We start from the raw sequence: 22201 nt of genomic DNA, 5'->3' as shown, positions 1-22201 counted from the left end.
CACAGGTTGTATCAGGTGACTACAAGCAAAATCCGATATCAATGGATTCTCGCCGGAGCCATGCTCTGCGTGCTCGGCCTTGCCTTGCTTGCAATGGCTGCTGCTGACCTGCGCCGTATCAATGATTCGGCTGAACAAAATACCCAAACCCAGCTTCGATTGCTTCACGACATTCTGCACGACGAATTCAGTGCAGTTGTTCGATCATTTGACGAAGCCACCCTGCAGCTGGCGGACAGTATTGATATCAACAACGGCAACAACATTCACAAGCGCCTTGAATTGCTGAAAAGTGCGCTGCCCGCCATGGAGACCATCGTGGCCCGTGATTCTGCTGGCAACATCGTGGGACAAACCAGGGTAGACCAAGACCTGATCAACACCCAAGCCGCTTTCACACCCAATGCAAGACTTTTGCACAACGAAAGGCTCGTATCCTTTTCAAACTCTTTCAATGCCAACGGCCAGTTGGTGCTGGTGATCAACTACCAGGTTAAAGACGCGCAAGGCGAAATGCTGGGTGTAATTCAAGGCAGACTCAATGCACGGTACCTGGAGCGCAAAGTGGCCTCGCTTCAACTGGGCGAACACATGCGCAGCGGTATTGCCTTTAAAGATGGCACGGTGCTACTTGTGCAACCTGAGTTCAAAAAAATTGTGGGCAAACAATTGCCTTATTTCGAGTCCCTCCGGACGCTGGCAGACCAAACGCAGGCGGCAAGCAATTTGATTGAACACGGCTTGTTCAAAGACCATTATTTCGCAAGCCTGTCACTGGCAAATTCCGACCAGTTAAATACGCCCATTCCCCTGTACCTGATCACCTGGGCCGATGCGGCGCCCATGAAAGCCCAGTGGCGAGAACAAACCATTAGCCTTTTTCTGGGTTACCTGGCCTTTTGCATACTGGCAGTGCTGATGGTGAAGGCCAGCATGACCTATCAGGTTCAACAGGTTTTGGCGAAAGAAAAAGCCAAGGCTGACCAGCAATTCAACGACGAACGCTTTCAATTGGCCACCGAGAGTGCAGGTATTGGAGTTTGGGAATATAACATTCAGGACAAGTTCATTCGCTGGGACAGCGCCATGCGCAAAATTTACGGCGTAAAAGATGAACAGGAACTGGTGTCCTACAAAGAGTGGCTGAGTTACGTGCTTCCAGAGGATGTCAATAAACTGGGCACCGTGTTGCTCGAGGCCTCGAAGAACCAGGACACATTTCAATTCAACTTCAACATTCGCAGGGCAAGTGACGGGCGTATTCGCCACATACAAGCCCGTGCAAAAACCCACAGAAACGCCAAAGGAATTCCTTTCAGAATGATTGGGGTGAATGTGGATGTGACTGTACAACGCCAATTTGAAGATGCCTTGCGCGAGGCAGAAGCCCGATTCCGTTCCTCGTTTGAATGGGCGGCAATTGGCATGGCAATGCTGGACTTCAAAGGTCAATTCCTGCAAGTCAACAAGGCATTGTCAGAAATTCTGGGATACAGCGAAGAGGAGTTGCTGGGCTTTAGTTTTGATGCGATTACCCACCCGCAAGACACCATGCAACACACCCACCTGGTACGCGATGTACTGAAGGGACGCCGCCACAACTACCAACTTGAAAAACGCTACATACACAAGGAAGGACATGTGGTGTGGGTGCATCTTTCGGTGTCGGCTGTACGCAATGACAAAGGCCGGGTGATCTACTTTATTTCCCAAATCCAGGACATATCTGAACGTAAGCGCAATGAGGCAACCCTGATTGAGCGGGAACATTTTCTGCGAACCCTGTCTGAATGCTTACCGGGATTGGTGTCGTACTGGAGCACTGACTTGCGTTGCCATTTTGCCAACCGCAACCATGAAAAATGGTCGAGCATTCCAGCAGACAAAATGCGTGGGCAACACATGCGCAAGGTGCTGGGTGAAGAACTGTTTATTCATGACCACCACTATGTGCTGGGCGTACTGAAAGGCGAAAAGCAGCGTTTCGAACGCAGAAAACCACTGCCCTCTGGCGGCTATGCCGACATGTTGGTGCATTTGATTCCGGATGTACTGTACGGCAAGGTTGAAGGCTTTTTCTCGATTTCAACCAACATTACCGACTTCAAGGCGCAACAACGTGAACTTGAACGAATTAACCATGTGTTGACCGAGCGCACCCAACAAGCTGAAGCAGCAAGCAAGGCCAAAGGTGCATTTTTGGCCAATATGAGTCATGAAATTCGCACGCCCATGAATGCGATCATGGGCTTGCTGCAATTGCTGGAAGACACCGACCTGCAGGCCAAACAACGCGACTATCTCAGCAAAATTGGCTCTGCTGCTGATGTATTGCTGAACGTTTTGAACGATATTCTGGATATTTCAAGGGTTGAAGCCAATAAGCTGGAACTGAGCCACAATCGTTTTCTGCTGGACCAGGTCCTTAGCAAGGCCACCGATTTATTTGCTTACCGTGCAGAAGAAAAAGCGATTCAGTTGTACTGCACCAAAGATGCAAACTGCCCAGTCAGCCTGAAAGGCGATCGCCTTCGCTTGGCACAAATTCTGAACAACCTGTTGTCCAATGCTCTGAAATTCACAGAGAAAGGACGTATTCATTTGCAGGTACAAAGCGTAGCCGATGGCAAGCAACTTCAATTCAGTGTGAAAGACAGCGGCATAGGCATGAACAAGGAGCAATGTGAAGCGCTGTTCAAGCCTTTCAGCCAGGTGGATGACAGTTCATCGCGCCGCTACGGCGGGGCCGGACTGGGCCTGTCGATCTGCAAGAATCTGGTAGAACTGATGGGTGGTCGAATTTGGGTGGAGAGCACGCCCGGTGTGGGTACAACTTTCCATTTCACGGTCAATTGCGTTGAGCCGGAATTCAAGATCAGGGCTGAAGACCAGCAGGCCTTGAAATTGCAAACGCTGGCAGCACCCGCTGACACTGGACCAGCAGTTCCACCGATGTTGAACAAGCGTGTGCTGGTGGTGGATGACCACAAACTGAACCGCATGGTGGCCTCGGAGATGTTGAAAAAATGGGGTGCGCAGGTACACCTGGCGGAAAACGGCAAGGAGGCCGTGCAAGCGTGCGTTTCTGAACGGTACGACATGGTGTTGATGGACCTGCAAATGCCGGAAATGGACGGCTATGAAGCCACTGCCAGGATTCTTGAAGAACTGGGCAATGCGGCACCACCCATTGTTGCTGTGACTGCATCAGCCAGCGAACAGGATCGAATGGACATTCTGAATGCGGGCATGTGCGAGCACGTCATCAAACCATTCAAGAAAGAGACCCTGATTCGGATACTGCTGGATATTCAAGGGCAACAATCCACAAAATCGCTTTAATATCAAAACACTCAAAAGGGGAATCCCCCAAAACTAGAGATACTTCACTTTGTGAACATTGGTGATACTTGCTGAACTACAACAAGCAAACCACCACAAAGGAAGTGCCATGTTCAATACCATACGTGCCAAACTGGGATTTGGCTTCGCTCTCGTGATTGCCCTGGGCCTGCTGACAGGTGCGCTCGGGTTGATTAACGCCAAAGAAATAATGGATGGGGCTCAGGCCAACGAGCACACCCACGAAGTGCTGCGGGAAGTTGGCCTTATTCGGGAAAACATGACCAATATTGAAACCGGGCAACGCGGGTTTCTGGTCACTGGATATCCCACCTACCTTGAGCCCTACACCGAGGGCAAAAAAGAAATCGACACGCACTTTGCAGCAGCGATCAAACTCACTTCAGACAATCGTGCACAAACCGAAAGACTTAAGCAACTGCGGGAGATGTATTCGAACTGGCTGAATCTTTCAATCGAGAAGACCATTGAGTTGCGCCAATCGCTGAACAATCAAGAGATCGACCAGACCGAGTTCATGAACCGGTTCATCGCCTTGTCTGGCAAACCCATCATGGACAAAATGCGCGAGCTGATTGGGCAGATTGAACAAGAAGAGCTGAATTTGCTGAAAACTCGCACACAAGCGGCTCAGGCAACATATCAAACAGCCTTGTGGTCAGTGGCAGCGGCCTTGATTGCAAGCTTCGTGGTGGGCGTTTTTGCCACCATCAGTCTGGTTAAGCTGCTTCAAAACAAATTGGGCACTGCAGGCAAACACATCAATGCTTTGGCCAATGGTGAATTGAACAGCCCCATCCAACACCAAAATAAGGATGAGGTAGACCAATTGCTGGCCGCCTTGGCCACAGCACAGGGCAACCTGAAAAAATTGATTGATGGCATCCGCCAATCGGCACTTGAGCTCAGCAGCAGCGCAACACAAGTTCAAGAGTCTTCAACAACCATGGCCAATGCGGGTGTGGAACAAGCCGACGCCACTTCGTCGATGGCTGCTGCGGTTGAAGAATTGACCGTCAGTATTTCTCAAATTTCCGAGAATTCAAACGACGCAACAGCCACCGCCAATGCGGCACGCGAATCGGCCGACAATGGCATGGTGACTTTGGGTGAGGTGGTTGCAGGCATTCAGCGAATTGCACAGGCCGTAGAAACCAGTGCGCAAGCGGTTCAAACACTGGAGAAACAATCGGCAGACATTTCGGAAATCGTATCCACGATCACCGAGATTGCTGACCGCACCAATCTGCTGGCATTGAATGCGGCCATCGAAGCTGCCCGGGCAGGTGAACAGGGTCGGGGCTTTGCCGTGGTGGCGGATGAGGTACGCAAACTGGCTGAACAAACCAAGGGATCCACCGACCGAATTTCCAGCATGGTATTTGAAATTCAAAACATCACACAAGGCGCAGTGAAGTCCATGGATACTTCGGTACAACTGGTACAGGAAGGAATTAACCAAGCCGATGTGGTGAATACAACCATCCAGAAAATCAAGTCTGACTCGGATCGGGTTTCAGAGGCGATTGCAGCGATTGCGGTGTCCATGAAAGAGCAATCGAATGTCAGCATCGAGATCAGCCGCAACGTAGAGCGTGTTGCACAGATGACGGAAGAAAATACAGCCGCCGCGCAGCAGAATACACAGGTGGCTGCACATTTGTCTGGCGTGTCGCAATCGATGATGAATGCGGTCAAAGTATTCAAAACAGAATAAGCCGCATTCCTCTACGCAACTTTGGGGCAAAGTCTTTGTCTATGAATCAAGTGCGTTCCATACGCACTTGTTATCATTAGAACAATACTATTTGGAATACCCCCATCATGCCCCATGACGTTTCCCTGATTGCCACCCTGGCATTTGGTTTTGGCCTTGCGCTCATCTTCGGTTTTATCGCAGAAAAACTAAAGGCTCCCGCCTTGTTGGGTTATTTGGTTGCCGGATTCCTGATTGGCCCAGCCACCCCTGGCTTTGTAGCGGACCCCGCACTAACCAATCAATTGGCCGAAGTCGGTGTGATGCTGCTGATGTTCGGTGTGGGCATGCACTTTTCGCTCAATGATTTGCTGGCCGTGAAGAAGATTGCCGTGCCGGGCGCCATCGTTCAAATGACGGCTGCAACGCTACTGGGCATGGGAGTGGCCTATTTCTGGGATTGGCCCATGGGCCAGAGCCTGGTGTTTGGCCTAGCTTTGTCGGTGGCCAGCACGGTGGTGTTGCTAAAAGCCCTGGAAGCCCGCGGCATGCTAACAAGTGCAAACGGTCAAATTGCAGTGGGTTGGCTGGTGGTTGAAGACCTGGCCATGGTACTGATTCTGGTTTTGCTTCCGCCACTGGCAGGTTTGTTGAAAGGCGGAACCCTGGACCCGGAAACCAATCTGATCTTCGACATCGGTTTCACCTTGGTGAAGGTGGCGCTTTTCGTGGGTTTGATGCTGGTTGTGGGCAAGCGTGTTATTCCCTGGATGCTTTGGCACATTGCGAAAACAGGCTCCCGTGAATTGTTCACACTCTCAGTCATTGCACTGGCCATCAGCTTGGCTTTCGTTGCCGCAGGGCTGTTCGATGTGTCTTTTGCACTCGGCGCCTTCTTCGCCGGCATGGTAATGCGGGAATCGGAACTCAGCCACCGTGCAGCAGAGGAATCCCTGCCTTTGCGAGACGCATTTGCTGTGCTGTTCTTTGTGTCAGTGGGCATGCTGTTTCAATTCGACGTTATTCTGGAATATCCCCTGCGCGTACTCGCTGTGGTAGCCATCATCGTGCTGGGCAAATCGCTGGCCGCCGGAGCACTGGTGCTGCTGTTCAAATACCCCCTCAAGAGCGCCTTGGTCATTGCGGCCAGCCTTGCACAAATTGGCGAGTTCTCATTCATCCTGATTGGACTTGGTTTGTACCTGGGGCTGGTGGATCTTCAAGTGCAAAGCCTGGTGGTGTCGGGTGCAATCTTGTCGATTGCCCTGAACCCGGTGGTGTTCTCTTTAATCCCGAAACTGAACGATGGCATGGTGAAACGGTTTCAATGGGTTCGCAATTTGAATGCGCGCAGCCACACAATGGAAGAACTGCCTGAGCAAACGGATGGCAAGTACCTTGGTAAACACGTGGTGCTGGTGGGGCACACCGAACTGAGCAAAAAAATTGCGAAATCACTAAAGAAGAAAAATGTACCGTTGGTGATTGTCGACACCAGCCGTGAAGTAGTGGCCAAACTGAGAAAGAATGGACAGGCTGCCGTGTCTGGCGAATATGCAGACCCGGTGACCCTGGTTCAAGCGCACACCACCAATGCAAATAGCCTTGTTATTGCCACTGGCGATACCCCGGGGCTGAGCCAGATGATCGAAAACGCCAAAATGCTGAACCCGGCAATTCAGATTTTTGTGCAGGCGTACTCGAAAGAGGAAAAACAAATGCTGGGTGCCCTGCCCGATGTACATGTATACCGCTGGGAAGACACATTGAGCGACGCCATTGTTCACGACCTCATCAAAACCCGGCCAGAGCCTTCAAACGCCTAATTGATTTTTGTTTCAAATTCGTGAATTTGCTTGAATTGCGGGGTTCAGAACCACCCCGCATTTCAAGGTTTTGAAAGTCAACCGAACTGCTGATAATTGACAAAATTTCAATCTTTGTCATTCAGGAATTTCGATGCTTCAAACCATACAGTCAAAAATAGTATTGGGCTTCGCCTTGTTGATCGTTTGCGTCGCCATTGGAGGGGGCTTGGGCTTGTGGAACATGCAACGCATTCAAGTCAGTGGGCTGAACAACACCGACAGTTTCAAAACACTGCAACATGTCAGCACCATTCGTGAGAGTCTGGTTTTCATTGAATCGGGCCAACGGGGATACTTGCTGACTGGCGATGACTCCTATTTGTCGACATACCAATTTGGCAAAAAACGCTATCAGGAAGAACTTGCTTATCTGTCAAAACGCAAAAATGAACTGCCAGAATCATTCGTCTGGGTTGAGGAATTGCAAACCCTCTATTCGCCATGGCTGACTTTTTCGATCGATGAAACCATCAAACTGCGTCAAAGCCTGGACAAGGGTGAACTTGATCAGGCTGATTTTCTGGACATCTTTGCAGCCATGTCTGGCAAGCCCATCATGGATAAAATGCAGGCCTTGCTGGATCAGGTTGAATCTGCCGAAAAAACCATGCTTGAGAATCGCACTGCCCAGTCTGTTCAAACCTACACCAGTTCTCTGTGGGCGGTAGGTTCAGTGGTTGTCTTGTCCTTGCTCGCGGGTGTCATGATCATGCTTCGCCTTGGGAAATTGCTCAGAACCAAACTCGCCAAAGCAAACCAGCATATTCGGGAATTGGCAAACGGTCAGCTTGGGCGCACCGTTCACACTCAAGGCAAAGATGAAATCGACACACTGTTGCAAGAGATATCCAAAGCCCAGAATAATCTTCGGGTATTGATCAACGGCATTCGCCAATCAGCACAGGAACTGGATGACAACTCAAATCAGGTGTCTAGCCTGTCGCAGTCCATGGCCAAGTCCAGTGACGAACAAGCCGAGGCCACTTCGACCATGGCTGCGGCAGTTGAAGAACTCACCGTCAGCATTTCGCACATCTCGGAGAATACTTCTCAGGCCAGCGACACGGCACACACTGCTAGAAATGCTGCTGAAAATGGCATTGCCACTTTGAAAATGGTCGTGGGTGGAATTGAACGAATCGCCCACTCGGTTGATGAAAGCGCATTGACAGTACAAACACTCGAGGCACGTTCGAATGATATTTCAGAAATCATTTCAACCATCACTGAAATAGCTGAACACACGAACCTGCTGGCCTTGAATGCAGCCATTGAAGCTGCCAGAGCCGGGGACCAGGGCCGTGGATTCGCAGTGGTTGCGGACGAGGTTCGAAAACTTGCAGAACAAACCAAGACCGCAACGCATCGGATCTCGGACATGATCTATGACATTCAACGCATGACTCAAGGTGCGGTCGGCAGTATGGGTAATTCTGTGAAACTGGTTCAGGCTGGCTTGAGCCAGGCCAATCAAGTGAACATGACTATCCTGGACATCAAAAACCATTCTGAACGGGTTTCAGACGCAATTTCAACCATTGCCGTGTCCATGAGGGAACAGTCGCAGGTGAGTGTACAGATTAGCCAAAGTGTGGAGAAAGTGGCGAGAATGACCGAAGAAAATACCCAAGCTGCACAAAACAACACCCGGGTAGCACAGCAACTTCAATCCGTATCGAATGTGCTTGTGCATGCGATCAGTACATTCAAATAAAAAGCCCGGCAAGTTTCTTACCGGGCTTCAGCACTCGCTGTTGGGCCTTTTGTAAAGGCCCAGCAAGGGGAAAAATACTCTTGAATTGATTTTTTGAGCTTGTCTCCTCTCCCCCTCAGTCGGTCAATCTATCCACCCCTCTTGGGGTGGGAGACTGCCAAGATTGCCGACAAATTCAGTTCAACCAGCAAATCAGTGGAACTGTTCTTCTTCTGTAGAGCCTTTCAAGGCTGTTACTGAAGAAGCACCACCCTGGATCACAGTGGTTACATCATCGAAGTAGCCTGCGCCAACTTCCTGCTGGTGAGATACGAAAGTATAACCCTGTTCGCGTGCTGCAAACTCAGGTTCTTGAACCATATTGACATAATGCTTCATGCCTTCGCCTTGAGCGTAGGCGTTTGCGAACTTGAATGTGTTGTACCAGTTGACGTGGATACCGGCCAATGTGATGAATTGGTACTTGTAACCCAAGGCAGACAGGTCTTCCTGGAAGGAAGCGATTTGGCTGTCGTTCAGGTTCTTCTTCCAGTTGAAAGAGGGTGAGCAGTTGTAGCTCAACAGCTTGCCTGGGTTCTTTTCCAGAACGGCTTGCGCGAACTCACGGGCAAAACCGATGTCGGGCGTGCCTGTTTCACACCACACCAAGTCAGCATAAGGTGCGTATGCGATACCACGGCTGATGGCCTGTTCCAGACCGTTTTTCACGCGGTAGAAGCCTTCAGGAGTGCGCTCGCCAGTCAGGAATGGCTTGTCGTTTTCGTCGAAATCGGAAGTCAACAGGTTGGCGGCTTCAGCGTCTGTACGGGCCAGAACGATTGAAGGAACACCCATTACGTCGGCTGCCAAACGAGCAGAAATCAACTTCTGGATCGCTTCAGCGGTTGGAACCAACACCTTGCCACCCATGTGACCACACTTCTTCACAGCGGCCAATTGGTCTTCGAAGTGAACACCAGCTGCACCCGCAGCAATCATGTTCTTCATCAGTTCGTAAGCATTCAGTACACCGCCGAAACCAGCTTCACCGTCAGCAACGATGGGCAGGAAGTAGTCGATTGCGTCTTCAGCTTTCATTTTGCCGTCGCAAATGTTTTTCCACTGAATTTCGTCAGCGCGCTGGAATGTGTTGTTGATACGACGAACCATTTTTGGCACAGAGTCGTATGCATACAAAGACTGGTCTGGGTACATTGTCTCGGAGCTGTTGCCGTCAGCAGCAACTTGCCAGCCTGACAGGTAAACGGCTTCCAGACCAGCTTTGGCTTGCTGCATGGCCTGGCCAGCAGTGATCGCGCCAAAAGCGTTTACATAGCCCTTTTTGGCTGTGCCGTTTACTTTTTCCCACAGCTTTTCAGCACCGCGCTTGGCCAGTGTGTATTCTGGCTGCAGTGAACCACGCAGACGTACCACGTCTTCGGCCTTGTAGCCGCGCTTTACCAGCTTCCAGCGTGGGTTGGTTTCCCAGTCTTTGTTGAGTTCTTGAACCTGTTGGTCAAAAGATTTCATAGTGATGTCCTCAGAAGGCAATAGAGAAAAAAGAAAACGGTTCGCTTGATGGCCTACTTGCGGTGCCCTGCGGGTGCAGCTTCGCGGGTATCACTTGGGCAAGTGGTGTCGATCAGGTGATGAGCCGTATCTTACAGATCATTTCGCAGAGCAACAAGAGTTATATCTTATACAAGACTTTTTTTCGTATTGTTTAAAATCAATTACTTACGTTAAATTAATCACGATGTGAAATACTTTTTCTCTAAATGAAAAAGAGTACCCACTCTAAATCATGCGGCGCAACCTACTAAAAATGGTTCGTGTGAACATTTTGGCCTTGCCGAACCACTCAAAAAAAACAACCAACGGACATCCACATGACTCGCTCGCTTCCATCCCACATGGTTGGTCAGAACCAATATGGCTTGATCTCATCTGCCGCGAACCACAACCATTCAGTTCGGATTGGCACTACAGGGTGCGCGCTTTGCGTGGGCCTGGCCTTGTGGCGCGAGTCCGATGGCAAGGCCTTGGTGGCTCACATACAACCGGATCAATTGCACAAGATTAAAGAATCAGTTGATCGAATTTATCAACTGATCCCGAATCCCAGCAAATTCTTGTGCGTGACGGCCGGCGTGGACAAAAGCACCAATGAAATCGTTGATTCGCTGGTAAAAACTTATGGCACGCTGCCCATCGTGAAAAAAGGCTACGATGAAATATCAATAGTTTCTGGCACTGGCGCCATTCGGATAAGTCGAACTTCGTTGATTCAAACCGATGAAACAAGGCCACCAAATTTTTTGACCGGAGACCTGTCCTGAAACAATTAGCTCAAGGCTGTTTCTGAAATCAAAACACCGTCCTCATCCGCATACACCCAATTGCCGGGGCGCACAGTGGTGAAACTCAAGGCCACTTCGATGTTCTCATGACCAATGCCTCGCTTCTGGCTTTTCATGGGGTGCGCAGCCAAGGCACGAATTCCCACATCACATTCATCCAGCTCCAGGGTGTCGCGCACGCAGCCATACACCACAATGCCCGCCCAATTGTTTTTCTCAGCCAGCATGCCCAAGTTGCCGCCCACCAGGGCGCAACGCATGCTTCCACCGCCATCGACCACCAATACTTTGCCCTGCCCGTCTTTTTCAAGGGCGCTGCGCACCAGTGAGTTGTCTTCAAATACTTTCAAAGTGTGGGCTTGCCCCATAAAACTGCTTTTCATGCCCCAACTTTGAAACATCGGCTCAACAACACGCAAAGTGCCTGCGGCAATTTTGTCCTCGTTGGCATCGCAAAGATCAGTGGTAGGGGTCATGGAAAGCTCCGAAAATTAAGTGAATGAATAGCCAAAATTTAAACATGAAATTCAGGCACTAAACATGACCGAAAGGTTTCACTGCTGATTTCTGAATTCCCTCGGGGAGATACCCTGCCATTTTAGAAATGCGCTTGTAAAGCTGCGGCGATCGGAATAGCCAAGGTTCGCAGCGATGGTTTCAATGTCAAGCACCGAGCCTTTCAACATCTCGCAGGCCAGTTCGTGGCGAACATCCCCCAGAATTTCAGCATACGACTTACCTTCGCTTTTAAGCCTTCGCTGCAAGGTGCGGGGGTGAATGTGCAGCACGTCGGCTATCGTCTGTATTGGTTCACTTAACATACTCAAGCGCGACTTCAACAAGCGCTTGATCTGTTTTTCAAGGGTTTGCTCCTCAACATCCGGCAACAGGCGGTTCAAAATTACAGCCTGCGCCTTGTGGTGTGCTGAAGGAATTCCTCCTGGCAAAGGCAAATCCAGTGCAGAAGAATCAACCACCAAACGGTTGTGGGCCTGCTGGAACAACACCGTGGTTTTTAGCACTTCTTGATAAGCAGATTCCAGCGTCAAAGGCGCATGGCGAAACTCAATCCGCTTGATCAAGTGTGAACCGGGGCTGAGAAGATGAATAAACTTCAATACGGCTGACATGGAAGCTTCAACAAAACCGGGCAGGTCTTCGTTCACACCTTCCGGATCGGACACCTTGATTTCCAGTGCAGCCTCGTCCCCCAGGTCAAGCGTGATGAAGTGCAAATTGGGGTGCAACAGCTTGGGCGACCAGTCCAGCACACGCATGGCCTCTTGTGGGGTTGAAGCGCTTGTCACAAAAGTGGCCAACTCGGGCAAGCCATCGAAGTTGAAAGAATCACCAAACACCAGGGGAAAGTGTTGGCTGGGCTTGCGTGCCTCAACCGCAGAGAACAAGGAACTGAAGCACGACAAAGACATGCGCCGGCGTGGGTCCCCGCTCATGTCAATTTCCAGTTTCAATTCTTGCATCACACTGTTCAAATCAATGTCGCAGCGCCGCGCGGCGTTGGCCAGGCTTGCAAGCATTTGAAAATTGATGGTTTCCACCAAACCCCCTGTAGCGTGATCAGATTAAATCTGTCGCGAATTCTTCCTTTTTTGTCATTTCAAATCATATCGTGTGTTGTGGTGATTCGGTAATCTTTATTCACACAATGCAGCAGGAGGCAGTCATGACAACAACATCGTTCAAAGAAGACATCGTGGTCCGGAAAGATCTGGATTTTGGAATCACCGACAAAGACATTCCACGCTATTGGATGGATGGAGACGCGTTCAAAACCCGCGTGATTGATGGTGTCCAAATGAGTTTTCCGGACGGCGAACGCTATTTCATCTCGAGCGTGCGGAATTTCAAAGACAAAATTACCGATCCTGAGTTGCTGAAGGCGGTAAAAGATTTTTCTTTTCAGGAAGGTCAACACGGCAAAGTACACACCGACTACAACAAGCGCCTGAAGGAACAAGGCGTACCGGTGGACAAAATGTTGCATGTAATCACAAAAATCATGAACCGCCGTTTGCAGGTGCTTTCGCCTGAATACAACCTGGCCATGACAGCCGCACTGGAGCATTTCACGGCCATGATGGCCGAGATGTTTTTTGCGCGCAAAGAGGTGATGGCGGGCGCGGATCATCGGGTTCGTGCCATGCTGGCCTGGCATGCAGTGGAAGAAATGGAACACAAGGCCGTGGCATTTGATGTCATGCAGAAAGTGGCCAAAGTAGGTTACTTCAAGCGAAGCCTTGCGATGGCTCACGCCATGTTCAACTTCACGCTCCACACCTTGGTGTTCACATGGATTATTTTGGGCACCGATGGTTTCAAGGGCTGGACCCGGTTCAAAATGTACTCGAAAGGCCTGGTGTGGCTGTTGGGACCCAAGGGGCTGTACAGCAGCCTATTGCCCAAATTGTTGAACTACTTCAAACCAGGCTTTCATCCATGGCAAGACCCCACTGTTCATAACTATGGGGTGTGGCTTGAAACCTTCAACAAGACAGGTAACCCGGTCGAGGCTGGCGAGGCAATGTACGCTGCAGCGCATTGATACGTGGGCATCGCGAGGCCTGTGTATTGTTCACTGTGCAGCGCAAGAACCAATACTCGCGCTGGAGAAGCCTGGCCCCAGTCACTTCTCTCGACAGCCCCGCCCAACGTGAATATTGCGGCGGTGGCCGTTCTGACCCCGTTCGGAATGGATGCCGCAAACGCTAACGCGTCTTGCGGAGCCGCTTCGCGTCTAATCCATTCCAAACGGGGAACGGCGGGCGGGTCTTGAACGTCGCGAGTAAGTGACTGGGGCAAGGCTTCTCAGGCGCGGAGTTTAGCGGCTTCGAAGAAAGAAGCCACGCGACTTCGATGAGCACAGCTATGCGATTTCAAATAGCTGCACTCAGTGAACCACCCGTTCAAAAGTGAACGCCCCTTCCTTGAAGTCCACTGGTACCACGTCATTCGGCCCAAACCGGCCTTCCAGAATCATTTTTGAAACCGGGTTTTCAATGATTTGCTGGATGGCTCGCTTCAAAGGCCTTGCACCATACAAGGGGTCAAAACCTGCCTTGACCACTTCGGCCAATGCGGCATCACTGACTTCCAGGCGCATGTCGCGGCTGGCCAAGCGCTGCTGCAAACGCTGCAACTGGATGCGGGCGATATTCGCAATGTGCGCATTGTCCAAAGCGTGGAACACCACCAGCTCATCCACACGGTTGATGAATTCCGGACGGAAGTGCAGCTTCACCTCTTCCATGACCGCTGCTTTAATCACTTCGCCATCCTGACCCGCCAAACGCTGAATTTCAAGCGACCCCAAGTTTGAGGTCATTACAATCACTGTGTTTTTGAAATCCACCGTGCGGCCTTGTCCGTCAGTCAGGCGGCCATCATCCAGCACTTGCAACAGCACGTTGAATACATCGGGGTGGGCCTTTTCAACCTCATCCAGCAAAATCACGCTGTAAGGTTTGCGGCGCACGGCTTCGGTCAGGTAACCGCCTTCGTCGTACCCCACATAGCCGGGGGGTGCACCCACCAATCGGCTTACGGTGTGCTTTTCCATGAATTCGCTCATGTCGATGCGAACAAGGTGATCTTCCGAATCGAACAGGAAACCCGCCAAGGCTTTGCACAATTCTGTTTTACCCACGCCTGTGGGGCCCAGGAAAAGAAATGAACCCAAGGGCTTGTTGGGATCGGAAAGCCCCGCACGAGAACGGCGAATGGCGTCTGATACCAAAGTAACGGCTTCATCTTGCCCAACTACGCGCATGTGTAGGGCCGCTTCCATTTGCAGCAATTTGTCGCGTTCGCCTTGCAACATTTTGCTCACCGGAATGCCGGTTGCGCGGCTAACCACTTCTGCAATTTCTTCAGTGCCCACCTGCGTGCGCAACAGCCTGTTGGGTTTCTTCTCGCCACCCTCGTTGTCTTTCACATCGTTAAGCTTTTTCTCCAGATCAGGCAATTTTCCGTACTGAAGTTCAGACACTTTCTGCCAATCGCCCTTGCGTTTCCACTGCTCGATTTCTGCACGAATGTGATCAATTTCTTCCTTGATGGCAGCACTGCCCTGCACCGCTGCTTTTTCACTTTTCCAGATTTCGTCGAGGTCTGCGTACTCGCGCTCAAGTCGAACAATTTCTTCCTCGATCAAGGCCAGGCGCTTTTTAGAAGCGTCGTCCTGCTCACGCTTGACGGCTTCGCGTTCAATTTTCAGTTGAATGATCCGGCGATCCAGCTTGTCCATTTCCTCAGGCTTGGAATCAATTTCCATCTTGATTCGGGCTGCAGCCTCATCGATCAGATCAATGGCTTTGTCGGGCAGGAAGCGATCGGTGATGTAGCGGTGGCTGAGCTCCGCAGCCGCAACAATGGCGGGGTCGGTAATGTCCACGCCGTGGTGCAACTCATAGCGTTCCTGCAAACCACGCAGAATGGCAATGGTACTTTCAACACTGGGCTCGCCCACCAGCACTTTCTGGAAACGGCGTTCAAGTGCTGCATCTTTTTCAATGTACTTGCGGTATTCATCCAGCGTGGTGGCGCCAATACAATGCAATTCGCCGCGGGCCAGTGCAGGCTTTAACATATTGCCGGCATCAATTGCACCCTCGGCTTTGCCCGCACCCACCATGGTGTGAATTTCATCGATAAACACAATGGTTTGGCCTTCATCAGCGGCCACGTCTTTCAATACGGCTTTAAGGCGTTCTTCAAATTCACCCCTGTACTTGGCACCGGCCAGCAACAAGGCCATGTCCAATACCAACACACGCTTGTTCTTTAAGGTGTCGGGTACCTCGCCATTGACAATACGCTGCGCCAAGCCTTCCACAATAGCGGTTTTTCCGACACCAGGTTCGCCGATCAGTACCGGGTTGTTTTTGGTTCTGCGTTGCAAAATTTGAATGGCACGACGAATTTCGTCGTCGCGACCAATGACAGGGTCTAGCTTGCCCATGCGGGCACGTTCAGTGAGGTCTATGGTGTATTTTTTCAAAGCTTCGCGCTGACTTTCCCCATCGGCGCTGTCGACAGCTGCGCCACCGCGCACCTGCTCAATTGCAGTGTTCAGCGACTGGGCATTCAAGCCCGCCTCTTTCATGACCTTGGCCAAGCCGGTGCTGTCTTGCAAACAAGCCAGCAAAAAAAGCTCACTGGCAATAAACTGGTCGCCACGCTTTTGCGCCTCTTTGTCGGTGAGGTTCAAGGCAGCTTGTAATTTGCTGCCAATCTGGATTTGACCGGCATTGTTCGCCACTTGAGGCAGGTTGTTCACCTCGGCCTCAACGCCTTTGACCAACACCTGCGGGTTACCGCCCGCTTTGCTGATCACCCCTCGAACAGACCCCTCGCCCTGCTTGAGCATGGCCAACAACACGTGTGCAGGTTCAACTGTGGGGTTGTCTTTTCCCACAGCCAGACTTTGGGCGTCGGCCAAAGCTTCCTGAAACTTGGTGGTGAGTCGATCTAAACGCATGTGTGCAAACCCTTCTTAACAATTTTGAGTCACAATACCCATGAACCGTATGTGTGGGCGAGCGTGGTGATTTCAAGATAACGCCAACACAAATGACTTGCACTATTTTTCAAGTACGCTGCCATGCAAATCAAACAACTCCAAGTTGCTTACGCGCCCGAGCATGATCGCATCCTGATGCGAATCAATTCGGCTGAAAACCAAGAGGTAAGGGTATGGCTGACGCGCCGCATGGTGCGCATGTTGATACCCAGCCTGGACGAGATGATGCAAAAACTACTGGCCAGCGACAGACCGCTGAACGAGGCGGGCCGCAAAGCACTGCTGGAAATGAGCCGTGAAGTATCGCTGTATTCCGCTGATTTCAAAAGCCCGTTTCAAGACAAAAATACCACCACGCCGCTGGGTGCTGACCCACTGCTGATTACCCAAATTGAACTGCGCCCCAGTGGCGAAGCGCACAACACCGATTTGGTATTGAAACTGGTTGCAGGCAGTGGCAAGGGATTTGAGATGCGAATGGCCGAACAGTTGCAGCACGGCTTCGCTGACTTGTTGATCAAAACCTGCGGGCAGGCTGATTGGGGTTTGCATTTCAAGAGTGTGCCCAGCATTATCGAGCGGCCAGAAACGCGCCACTTGAACTGAACCGGACTAAAAGCGCTTAACTGGCCAAGAACATTTCCTGAAGGTCATTCAGAAAACGAAAGCCCAATTCAGTGGGCTTGAACAAGCCAGGTTGGGTTTCAATCAAACCTTTGGTCAATGCCTGTTTCAAAGGCTTTTGCAAATCGCTCAATGGCCTGCCACAACGCTCCACGAACCAGCTTTCGGGTACACCATCGATTAAGCGCAAGGCGTTGAGCATGAACTCGAATGGCAACTCTTTCACGGCCAGGGTGCGCACCTCCAGCGGTTGCGCAGCGCCCTCCATTTCTTCCATATAAGCCATGGGTTTGCGGTGGCGGGTTTCCCGTTCAATGCGGTTGGGGTAGCTTATTTTTGCGTGCGCCCCGGCACCCAGCCCCAAGTAGTCGCCAAACCCCCAATAATTCAGGTTGTGCTGGCAGCGGTGTCCGGGTTTGGCAAAGGCCGAAATTTCGTATTGCTCAAAGCCTGCCTCCTTCGCAGCCTTGTGAACAGCCTCTTCAATATCGATCAAGGTGTCGTCATCGGGCAGAGGCGGCGGTTTTGCGGCAAACAGCGTGTTGGGCTCCATGGTCAACTGGTACAGGCTTAAGTGCGTGCTGTTCAGCGCCACAGCCTGCGCCACATCGGCCAGTGCCTGCTCCACGTTTTGATGGGGCAAGGCATACATCAAATCAATGTTCACTTCATCGAACAAGGCCACGGCACTGCGCACTGCGGCCAAGGCCTGCCCGCGGTTGTGCACCCGTCCCAAGGCCTTCAAGTGAGAATCCGAGAAACTTTGGACACCGATCGACAAGCGATTAACACCTGCTTTACGAAACCCTTCAAACCTGGCTTGTTCGAAAGTTCCGGGGTTGGCTTCCATGGTGATTTCGCCACTTTGCGGCATGCCCAAACGTGCACGCACCGCGCCCAACAATTCATCAATCAACTCGGGCGCAAACAGGGAAGGTGTGCCTCCACCGATGAAAATTGAGTACAACTTACGGCCCCAGATTTTGGGCAACTGTTGGTCAAGATCGGCAATCAGGGCATTGAGGTAACGGCGTTGCAAGTCCAAGGGCAGCGACTCTGCAAAACCCTGCTCACCAGCGCTTGAGGGATCAATGTCGACGCGCTGTATCTCGGACAACAGCGGTACGCCCACTTCACGCAGCTTGCTTTCCGGCGCCAAGTGGCTGTTGAAATCACAGTAAGGGCATTTGCGCACACACCAAGGCAGGTGAATATAAAGAGCCAAAGGCGGCATGGCGGCAAATCGAAGTTCACTGGGCATGAAGACACGGCCCACTAGGTTGCCAGCCGTGGTTGAAGCCATGAATGCCGGCTTGCCTGATTTTTCCTCGCCCTGCCCCACTTACACAATCGCCTTTTTCAAACCCAGCCGCTGCTGCAATTCCTGCAACAAGGCTTGAGTGGCCTGGGCACGATGGCTGAAACGGTTTTTCAGTTCCTTGGGCATTTGCGCCGCCGTGCACTGGTGTTCTGGCAACCAGAAGTGAGGGTCGTAACCAAAACCGTGTTCACCTTGCGGTGTATCAATGACCTCACCCCACCACATTTTTTGAGCAATGGTGGGTGTGGGGTCGTCGGCGTGGGCCACCCACACCATGGCGCACACAAAATACGCGCGGCGGTCTTCAACACCCTTGAGCTTATCAATCAAGCAGGCGTTGTTGTTGGCATCGCTTTTTTCTTGACCAAACAAGGTGGCATAGCGGGCCGACAACACGCCCGGTGCCCCCCCAATGGCCGGCACACACAAGCCCGAGTCATCGGCCAGCGCGGGGCGGCCTGTAAGGAGGCTTGCATGGCGCGCCTTGGTGAGGGCATTCTCCACAAAGGTATGAAAGGGCTCCTCGGCATCGGGCACACCCAGTTCACCTTGGGCCACCCAATTCACACCCCATGGGGCAAACAGGTCTTGAAATTCCCGCAGTTTGCCCTTGTTGCCACTGGCCAATACCCATTCGCTGTTCGGTACCATCGCTTTGTAATCCAAATTAATTTTTACGCCTGCAAAGCCGCTTTTTGCAGGCGAACCAGCTCAGCAATTCCAGCTGCAGCCGAATCCAGCATGCCATTCAATTCGTCCCGGCTAAAAGCATCGCCCTCGGCGGTGCCCTGCACTTCTACAAAGCCACCTTTCTCGGTCATCACCACATTCAAGTCGGTTTCGCAGGTGGAGTCTTCGTCGTAATTCAAGTCAAGCACCACCTGCCCATTGACCACTCCCACCGACACAGCCGCCACGAACTGCTTGATCGGGTTTTCAGCCAAAGCGCCGCTGGCCACCAGTTTGCCAATTGCATCTGCCACAGCGACCATGGCGCCCGTGATCGATGCCGTGCGTGTACCGCCATCGGCCTGGATCACATCGCAATCAATTTTCAGGGTGCGTTCACCCAGCTTGTTTAAATCGACTGCTGCGCGCAAGGCACGGCCAATCAAACGCTGAATTTCCTGCGTACGGCCACTTTGCTTGCCCTTGGCCGCCTCACGATCCATTCGGGAATGGGTAGAACGGGGCAGCATACCGTATTCGGCAGTCAACCAACCCTGATTCTGACCCTTTAAAAAGCCCGGCACCTTGTCTTCAACGCTGCAGGTGCACAACACATGGGTGTCGCCGAAACGCACCATGACTGAACCCTCGGCATGCTTGGTGTAATTGCGCTCCAGGCTGATATTGCGCAAGGTGTGGGGGCTTCGTCCATCAGGGCGGGCTGTGGTGGCATTCATTCAAATTCTCCAGTGCGTGTTCTTTCGTAGTGCACGCATTATGGCGCATCTTCCAGGTCGAGAAACAATTGGGCTTGCCCTTTGGTTCGCCTGCTTTCCTCGGCAGCCTTTTCAAGCGCATCCTCCGCAGGGGTAATCAGATGGCTGGCTTTGATTCCCAACAGTCGAATGGTTGATCTGGCTCCTTTGTCTTCAAACGGAATTTTCTTCAGGCAAGCTCGAGCGGCTTGCAAAACTTCATCCGCTGTGCGGACGGTCAATCCAGTGGTGACATCGCGGGTCAGCGATTTGAAATCCGCGAAACGCACTTTCACGCCGATGGTTTTTGCCAACCGCTGTTTTCGGGCCAGGTCTTGAGAAAGCTTGTCCGCAAGGTGCTCAAGTACCTGCGTCAAATTGTCGCGTTGCCTGCGCACATGCATGTCGTTCTCGAACGTGGTTTCACGGCTGATGCTTTTCGGTTCCGAAAACAAAGTGACTTCCCGCCGGTCAATGCCATGGGCACTTTCATGCATCCAAAGCCCATAACTTTCGCCGAAACGTTCTCTAAGCAAATCGACAGGTTGAGCAGCCAGCTCGGCAATGCTGTTGACACCCATGGCTTTCAGCTTTTCCTGAGCCTTGGGCCCCACACCGTTGATTTTGCCCACCGGAAGCGGCCAGATCATTTCCTGAAACTGGTCGGGACGCACCACGCTTAAGCCGTTTGGTTTTTGCAAGTCGGAGCAAATCTTGGAGGTCAACTTGTTCTCCGACAAACCCACTGAACAGGTCATGCCGCCAGTGGCCCGGGTTACCGCAGCCTTCAAGTGGCGCGCCAGTTCAATGGCCGCCTCAAAATCTCCCCCGGTTTCCCCGGTCAAATCAATGTAGATTTCATCGATACCGCGATCTTCCACGTTGGGTGCCAATTCCCGCACAGCGGTCTTGAACTGCCTTGACAGGGTTTTGTACCAGTCGAAATCGGCAGGAAGTAATACCGCATGGGGTGCCAACTTGGCGGCTTTCATGGTCGGCATGGCCGAATGCAAACCCAGCGCACGGGCCTCGTAATTGGCGGTGGTCAACACCCCGCGTCCTTCATACTGAGCCAGTGTTGGAAACCGTTGCCCTGGCAGCGGCTGCATGCCTCTGCGCCCCCCAACAGCCACGGGCAAACCCCGCAAAGCCGGGTTGCGCACCAATTCGGCATTGGCGTAGAAGGCGTCCATGTCCAAATGGGCAATGATTCGACCCGACAAAAACACCCCCGAAGAAAACAAGCACCAGCCCAGAGTTTACAATCCATGCACCACCGACACACACGCACAGGCCGCAAATGAGCAAGGACAGCAAAAACACCGCAGCAGTACACAGCATGACAGGCTTTGCCAATGCACAAAGCACCACCCGTGCTGGCACCCTGAGCATGGAGTTGCGCAGCGTGAATTCCCGTTTTCTGGACCTGAACTTTCGCATGGCCGATGACCTGCGCATGGTGGAACCACTGATTCGCGAAAAACTGATGAACGCGCTGAGCCGTGGGAAGGTGGAATGCCGGATTTCCTGGGGACGTGCAGAGGGTGAAAAACGGATTCCGAAGGTTGATCTGGAACAAGTCAAACAATTGGCTGCACTTGAGGTCAGCATTCAAAGCGCCTTGCCCAAGGCCAACGGCTTTCGCATTACCGAGGTGCTGAATTGGCCTGGTGTGGTCGAAGACAACAGCCTGAGCGGCGAAGAACTGCAAGAGACCATTTCAGCCTTGTGCGACCAGGCCATTGATGCCTTGAAGCAAAGCCGCGAACGTGAGGGTGCAGGCCTGGCGGCAGTGCTGTTGGAGAAAGTGGATGGCATGGAAGCGATTGTCAACAGCCTGCTGCCGATGTTGCCCCAGTTTTTGGCCCACTATGAGGGCAAGATTCGGGAACGCATGACCGAGGCCTTCGACAAAATTATTTCGGACAAAGCCAGCCACCTGACCGTGGAAGACCTTGAAGAACGCATCAAACACGAGGTGGCCCTGCACAGCGTACGCATTGATGTAAAAGAAGAAGTCGAGAGGCTGCAAACGCACTTCACTGAGGTGCGCCGTATTCTGAAAAAAGGCGGGGTGATTGGCAAACGGCTGGATTTTGTAACTCAGGAATTGAACCGCGAGGCCAACACCTTGGGCAGCAAAGCACACGCAATTGCGCAAACGCAGGCCTCAATTGACTTGAAGGTGTTGGTTGAACAGTTCAGGGAGCAAATTCAGAATATTGAATGAACGACCGAGTTTGGGATTGAACTGAACCAATCTGAATACCTGGGCACCCAATCGAACATATCCTTGTTCGAGACCCTGCCCAA

16 protein-coding genes are annotated in these 22201 nt (G+C 51.9%); 8 read left to right on the top strand and 8 right to left on the bottom strand.

Going from position 1 to position 22201, the window contains the following annotated elements:
- Positions 1–15: 15 nt before the first annotated feature.
- From HKT17_RS05120 to HKT17_RS05105, 4 genes are all read left to right on the top strand, one after another.
- Entirely contained in the window at positions 16–3342 is a 3327-nt protein-coding gene (locus HKT17_RS05120) for a PAS domain S-box protein (RefSeq protein ID WP_171098337.1), read from the top strand.
- Between the two features lie 109 nt (positions 3343–3451).
- Complete coding sequence (locus tag HKT17_RS05115) at positions 3452–5080, top strand: methyl-accepting chemotaxis protein (protein WP_171098335.1); 1629 nt, start codon at positions 3452–3454, stop codon at positions 5078–5080.
- Positions 5081–5187: 107 nt separating this feature from the next.
- On the top strand, positions 5188–6885 hold the full coding sequence (locus HKT17_RS05110) for a cation:proton antiporter domain-containing protein (RefSeq protein WP_171098333.1): 1698 nt from the start codon (positions 5188–5190) through the stop codon (positions 6883–6885).
- Between the two features lie 133 nt (positions 6886–7018).
- Entirely contained in the window at positions 7019–8641 is a 1623-nt protein-coding gene (locus HKT17_RS05105) for a methyl-accepting chemotaxis protein (protein ID WP_171098331.1), read from the top strand.
- A 192-nt stretch (positions 8642–8833) separates the two neighbouring features.
- Here the strand turns inward: HKT17_RS05105 and aceA are convergent, their stop codons facing one another.
- Complete coding sequence (gene aceA / locus HKT17_RS05100; RefSeq protein WP_008251824.1) at positions 8834–10150, bottom strand: isocitrate lyase; 1317 nt, start codon at positions 10148–10150, stop codon at positions 8834–8836.
- Between the two features lie 383 nt (positions 10151–10533).
- On the opposite strand from aceA, the gene HKT17_RS05095 reads away from it, so the two are divergent.
- Positions 10534–10959 (top strand): hypothetical protein, encoded by a 426-nt coding sequence (locus HKT17_RS05095; RefSeq protein ID WP_205882507.1) that lies wholly within the window; start codon positions 10534–10536, stop codon positions 10957–10959.
- A 5-nt stretch (positions 10960–10964) separates the two neighbouring features.
- On the opposite strand, the gene rraA is transcribed toward HKT17_RS05095, so the two are convergent.
- Together rraA and HKT17_RS05085 are read right to left on the bottom strand one after the other, a co-directional pair.
- A complete protein-coding gene (gene rraA, locus HKT17_RS05090) occupies positions 10965–11456 on the bottom strand; it encodes a ribonuclease E activity regulator RraA (RefSeq protein WP_171098327.1) in 492 nt (163 codons plus the stop codon).
- Positions 11457–11534: 78 nt separating this feature from the next.
- Complete coding sequence (locus tag HKT17_RS05085; protein WP_171098324.1) at positions 11535–12539, bottom strand: AraC family transcriptional regulator; 1005 nt, start codon at positions 12537–12539, stop codon at positions 11535–11537.
- 125 nt (positions 12540–12664) lie between these two features.
- Between HKT17_RS05085 and HKT17_RS05080 the strand changes: the two genes are divergently transcribed.
- Positions 12665–13543 carry a metal-dependent hydrolase gene (locus HKT17_RS05080; RefSeq protein WP_171098321.1) on the top strand — a complete coding sequence of 293 codons (879 nt, stop codon included), beginning with the start codon at positions 12665–12667 and terminating at the stop codon, positions 13541–13543.
- Positions 13544–13888: 345 nt separating this feature from the next.
- Here the strand turns inward: HKT17_RS05080 and clpB are convergent, their stop codons facing one another.
- Entirely contained in the window at positions 13889–16477 is a 2589-nt protein-coding gene (gene clpB / locus HKT17_RS05075; RefSeq protein ID WP_171098319.1) for an ATP-dependent chaperone ClpB, read from the bottom strand.
- Between the two features lie 123 nt (positions 16478–16600).
- Between clpB and HKT17_RS05070 the strand changes: the two genes are divergently transcribed.
- On the top strand, positions 16601–17125 hold the full coding sequence (locus HKT17_RS05070; protein WP_008251809.1) for a hypothetical protein: 525 nt from the start codon (positions 16601–16603) through the stop codon (positions 17123–17125).
- Positions 17126–17141: 16 nt separating this feature from the next.
- Here HKT17_RS05070 and hemW read toward each other — a convergent pair whose 3' ends face one another.
- The 4 genes from hemW to dinB are packed head-to-tail and all read right to left on the bottom strand — an operon-like array spanning position 17142 to position 21117.
- Positions 17142–18446: a radical SAM family heme chaperone HemW gene (gene hemW / locus HKT17_RS05065; protein WP_205882506.1), complete on the bottom strand. Its 1305-nt coding sequence runs from the start codon at positions 18444–18446 to the stop codon at positions 17142–17144.
- A 39-nt stretch (positions 18447–18485) separates the two neighbouring features.
- Positions 18486–19115 carry an RdgB/HAM1 family non-canonical purine NTP pyrophosphatase gene (gene rdgB / locus HKT17_RS05060; protein WP_171098316.1) on the bottom strand — a complete coding sequence of 210 codons (630 nt, stop codon included), beginning with the start codon at positions 19113–19115 and terminating at the stop codon, positions 18486–18488.
- A gap of 23 nt (positions 19116–19138) precedes the next feature.
- Positions 19139–19870, bottom strand: coding sequence for a ribonuclease PH (rph, locus tag HKT17_RS05055; RefSeq protein WP_171098314.1), 732 nt, complete (start codon positions 19868–19870; stop codon positions 19139–19141).
- Positions 19871–19908: 38 nt separating this feature from the next.
- Positions 19909–21117: a DNA polymerase IV gene (gene dinB / locus HKT17_RS05050; RefSeq protein WP_240965948.1), complete on the bottom strand. Its 1209-nt coding sequence runs from the start codon at positions 21115–21117 to the stop codon at positions 19909–19911.
- A gap of 71 nt (positions 21118–21188) precedes the next feature.
- On the opposite strand from dinB, the gene HKT17_RS05045 reads away from it, so the two are divergent.
- On the top strand, positions 21189–22118 hold the full coding sequence (locus HKT17_RS05045) for a YicC/YloC family endoribonuclease (RefSeq protein WP_171098309.1): 930 nt from the start codon (positions 21189–21191) through the stop codon (positions 22116–22118).
- Positions 22119–22201: the final 83 nt, after the last annotated feature.

This window comes from Limnobacter sp. SAORIC-580 (genome assembly GCF_013004065.1).
Lineage (GTDB): Bacteria > Pseudomonadota > Gammaproteobacteria > Burkholderiales > Burkholderiaceae_B > Limnobacter > Limnobacter profundi.
The sequence above is the reverse complement of the archived record's forward strand: the minus strand, read 5'-3'. Positions and strand labels throughout refer to the sequence as shown.

Bases quoted from the DNA above. Each gene is read 5' to 3' on its own strand.
- clpB (WP_171098319.1), bottom strand. From the start codon at position 16,477: ATGCGTTTAGATCGACTCACCACCAAGTTTCAGGAAGCTTTGGCCGAC.
- HKT17_RS05070 (WP_008251809.1), top strand. From the start codon at position 16,601: ATGCAAATCAAACAACTCCAAGTTGCTTACGCGCCCGAGCATGATCGC.
- rdgB (WP_171098316.1), bottom strand. From the start codon at position 19,115: ATGGTACCGAACAGCGAATGGGTATTGGCCAGTGGCAACAAGGGCAAA.
- HKT17_RS05110 (WP_171098333.1), top strand. From the start codon at position 5,188: ATGCCCCATGACGTTTCCCTGATTGCCACCCTGGCATTTGGTTTTGGC.
- hemW (WP_205882506.1), bottom strand. From the start codon at position 18,446: ATGGCTTCAACCACGGCTGGCAACCTAGTGGGCCGTGTCTTCATGCCC.
- aceA (WP_008251824.1), bottom strand. From the start codon at position 10,150: ATGAAATCTTTTGACCAACAGGTTCAAGAACTCAACAAAGACTGGGAA.
- HKT17_RS05080 (WP_171098321.1), top strand. From the start codon at position 12,665: ATGACAACAACATCGTTCAAAGAAGACATCGTGGTCCGGAAAGATCTG.
- HKT17_RS05095 (WP_205882507.1), top strand. From the start codon at position 10,534: ATGGTTGGTCAGAACCAATATGGCTTGATCTCATCTGCCGCGAACCAC.
- HKT17_RS05115 (WP_171098335.1), top strand. From the start codon at position 3,452: ATGTTCAATACCATACGTGCCAAACTGGGATTTGGCTTCGCTCTCGTG.
- HKT17_RS05105 (WP_171098331.1), top strand. From the start codon at position 7,019: ATGCTTCAAACCATACAGTCAAAAATAGTATTGGGCTTCGCCTTGTTG.
- rraA (WP_171098327.1), bottom strand. From the start codon at position 11,456: ATGACCCCTACCACTGATCTTTGCGATGCCAACGAGGACAAAATTGCC.
- rph (WP_171098314.1), bottom strand. From the start codon at position 19,870: ATGAATGCCACCACAGCCCGCCCTGATGGACGAAGCCCCCACACCTTG.
- HKT17_RS05045 (WP_171098309.1), top strand. From the start codon at position 21,189: ATGAGCAAGGACAGCAAAAACACCGCAGCAGTACACAGCATGACAGGC.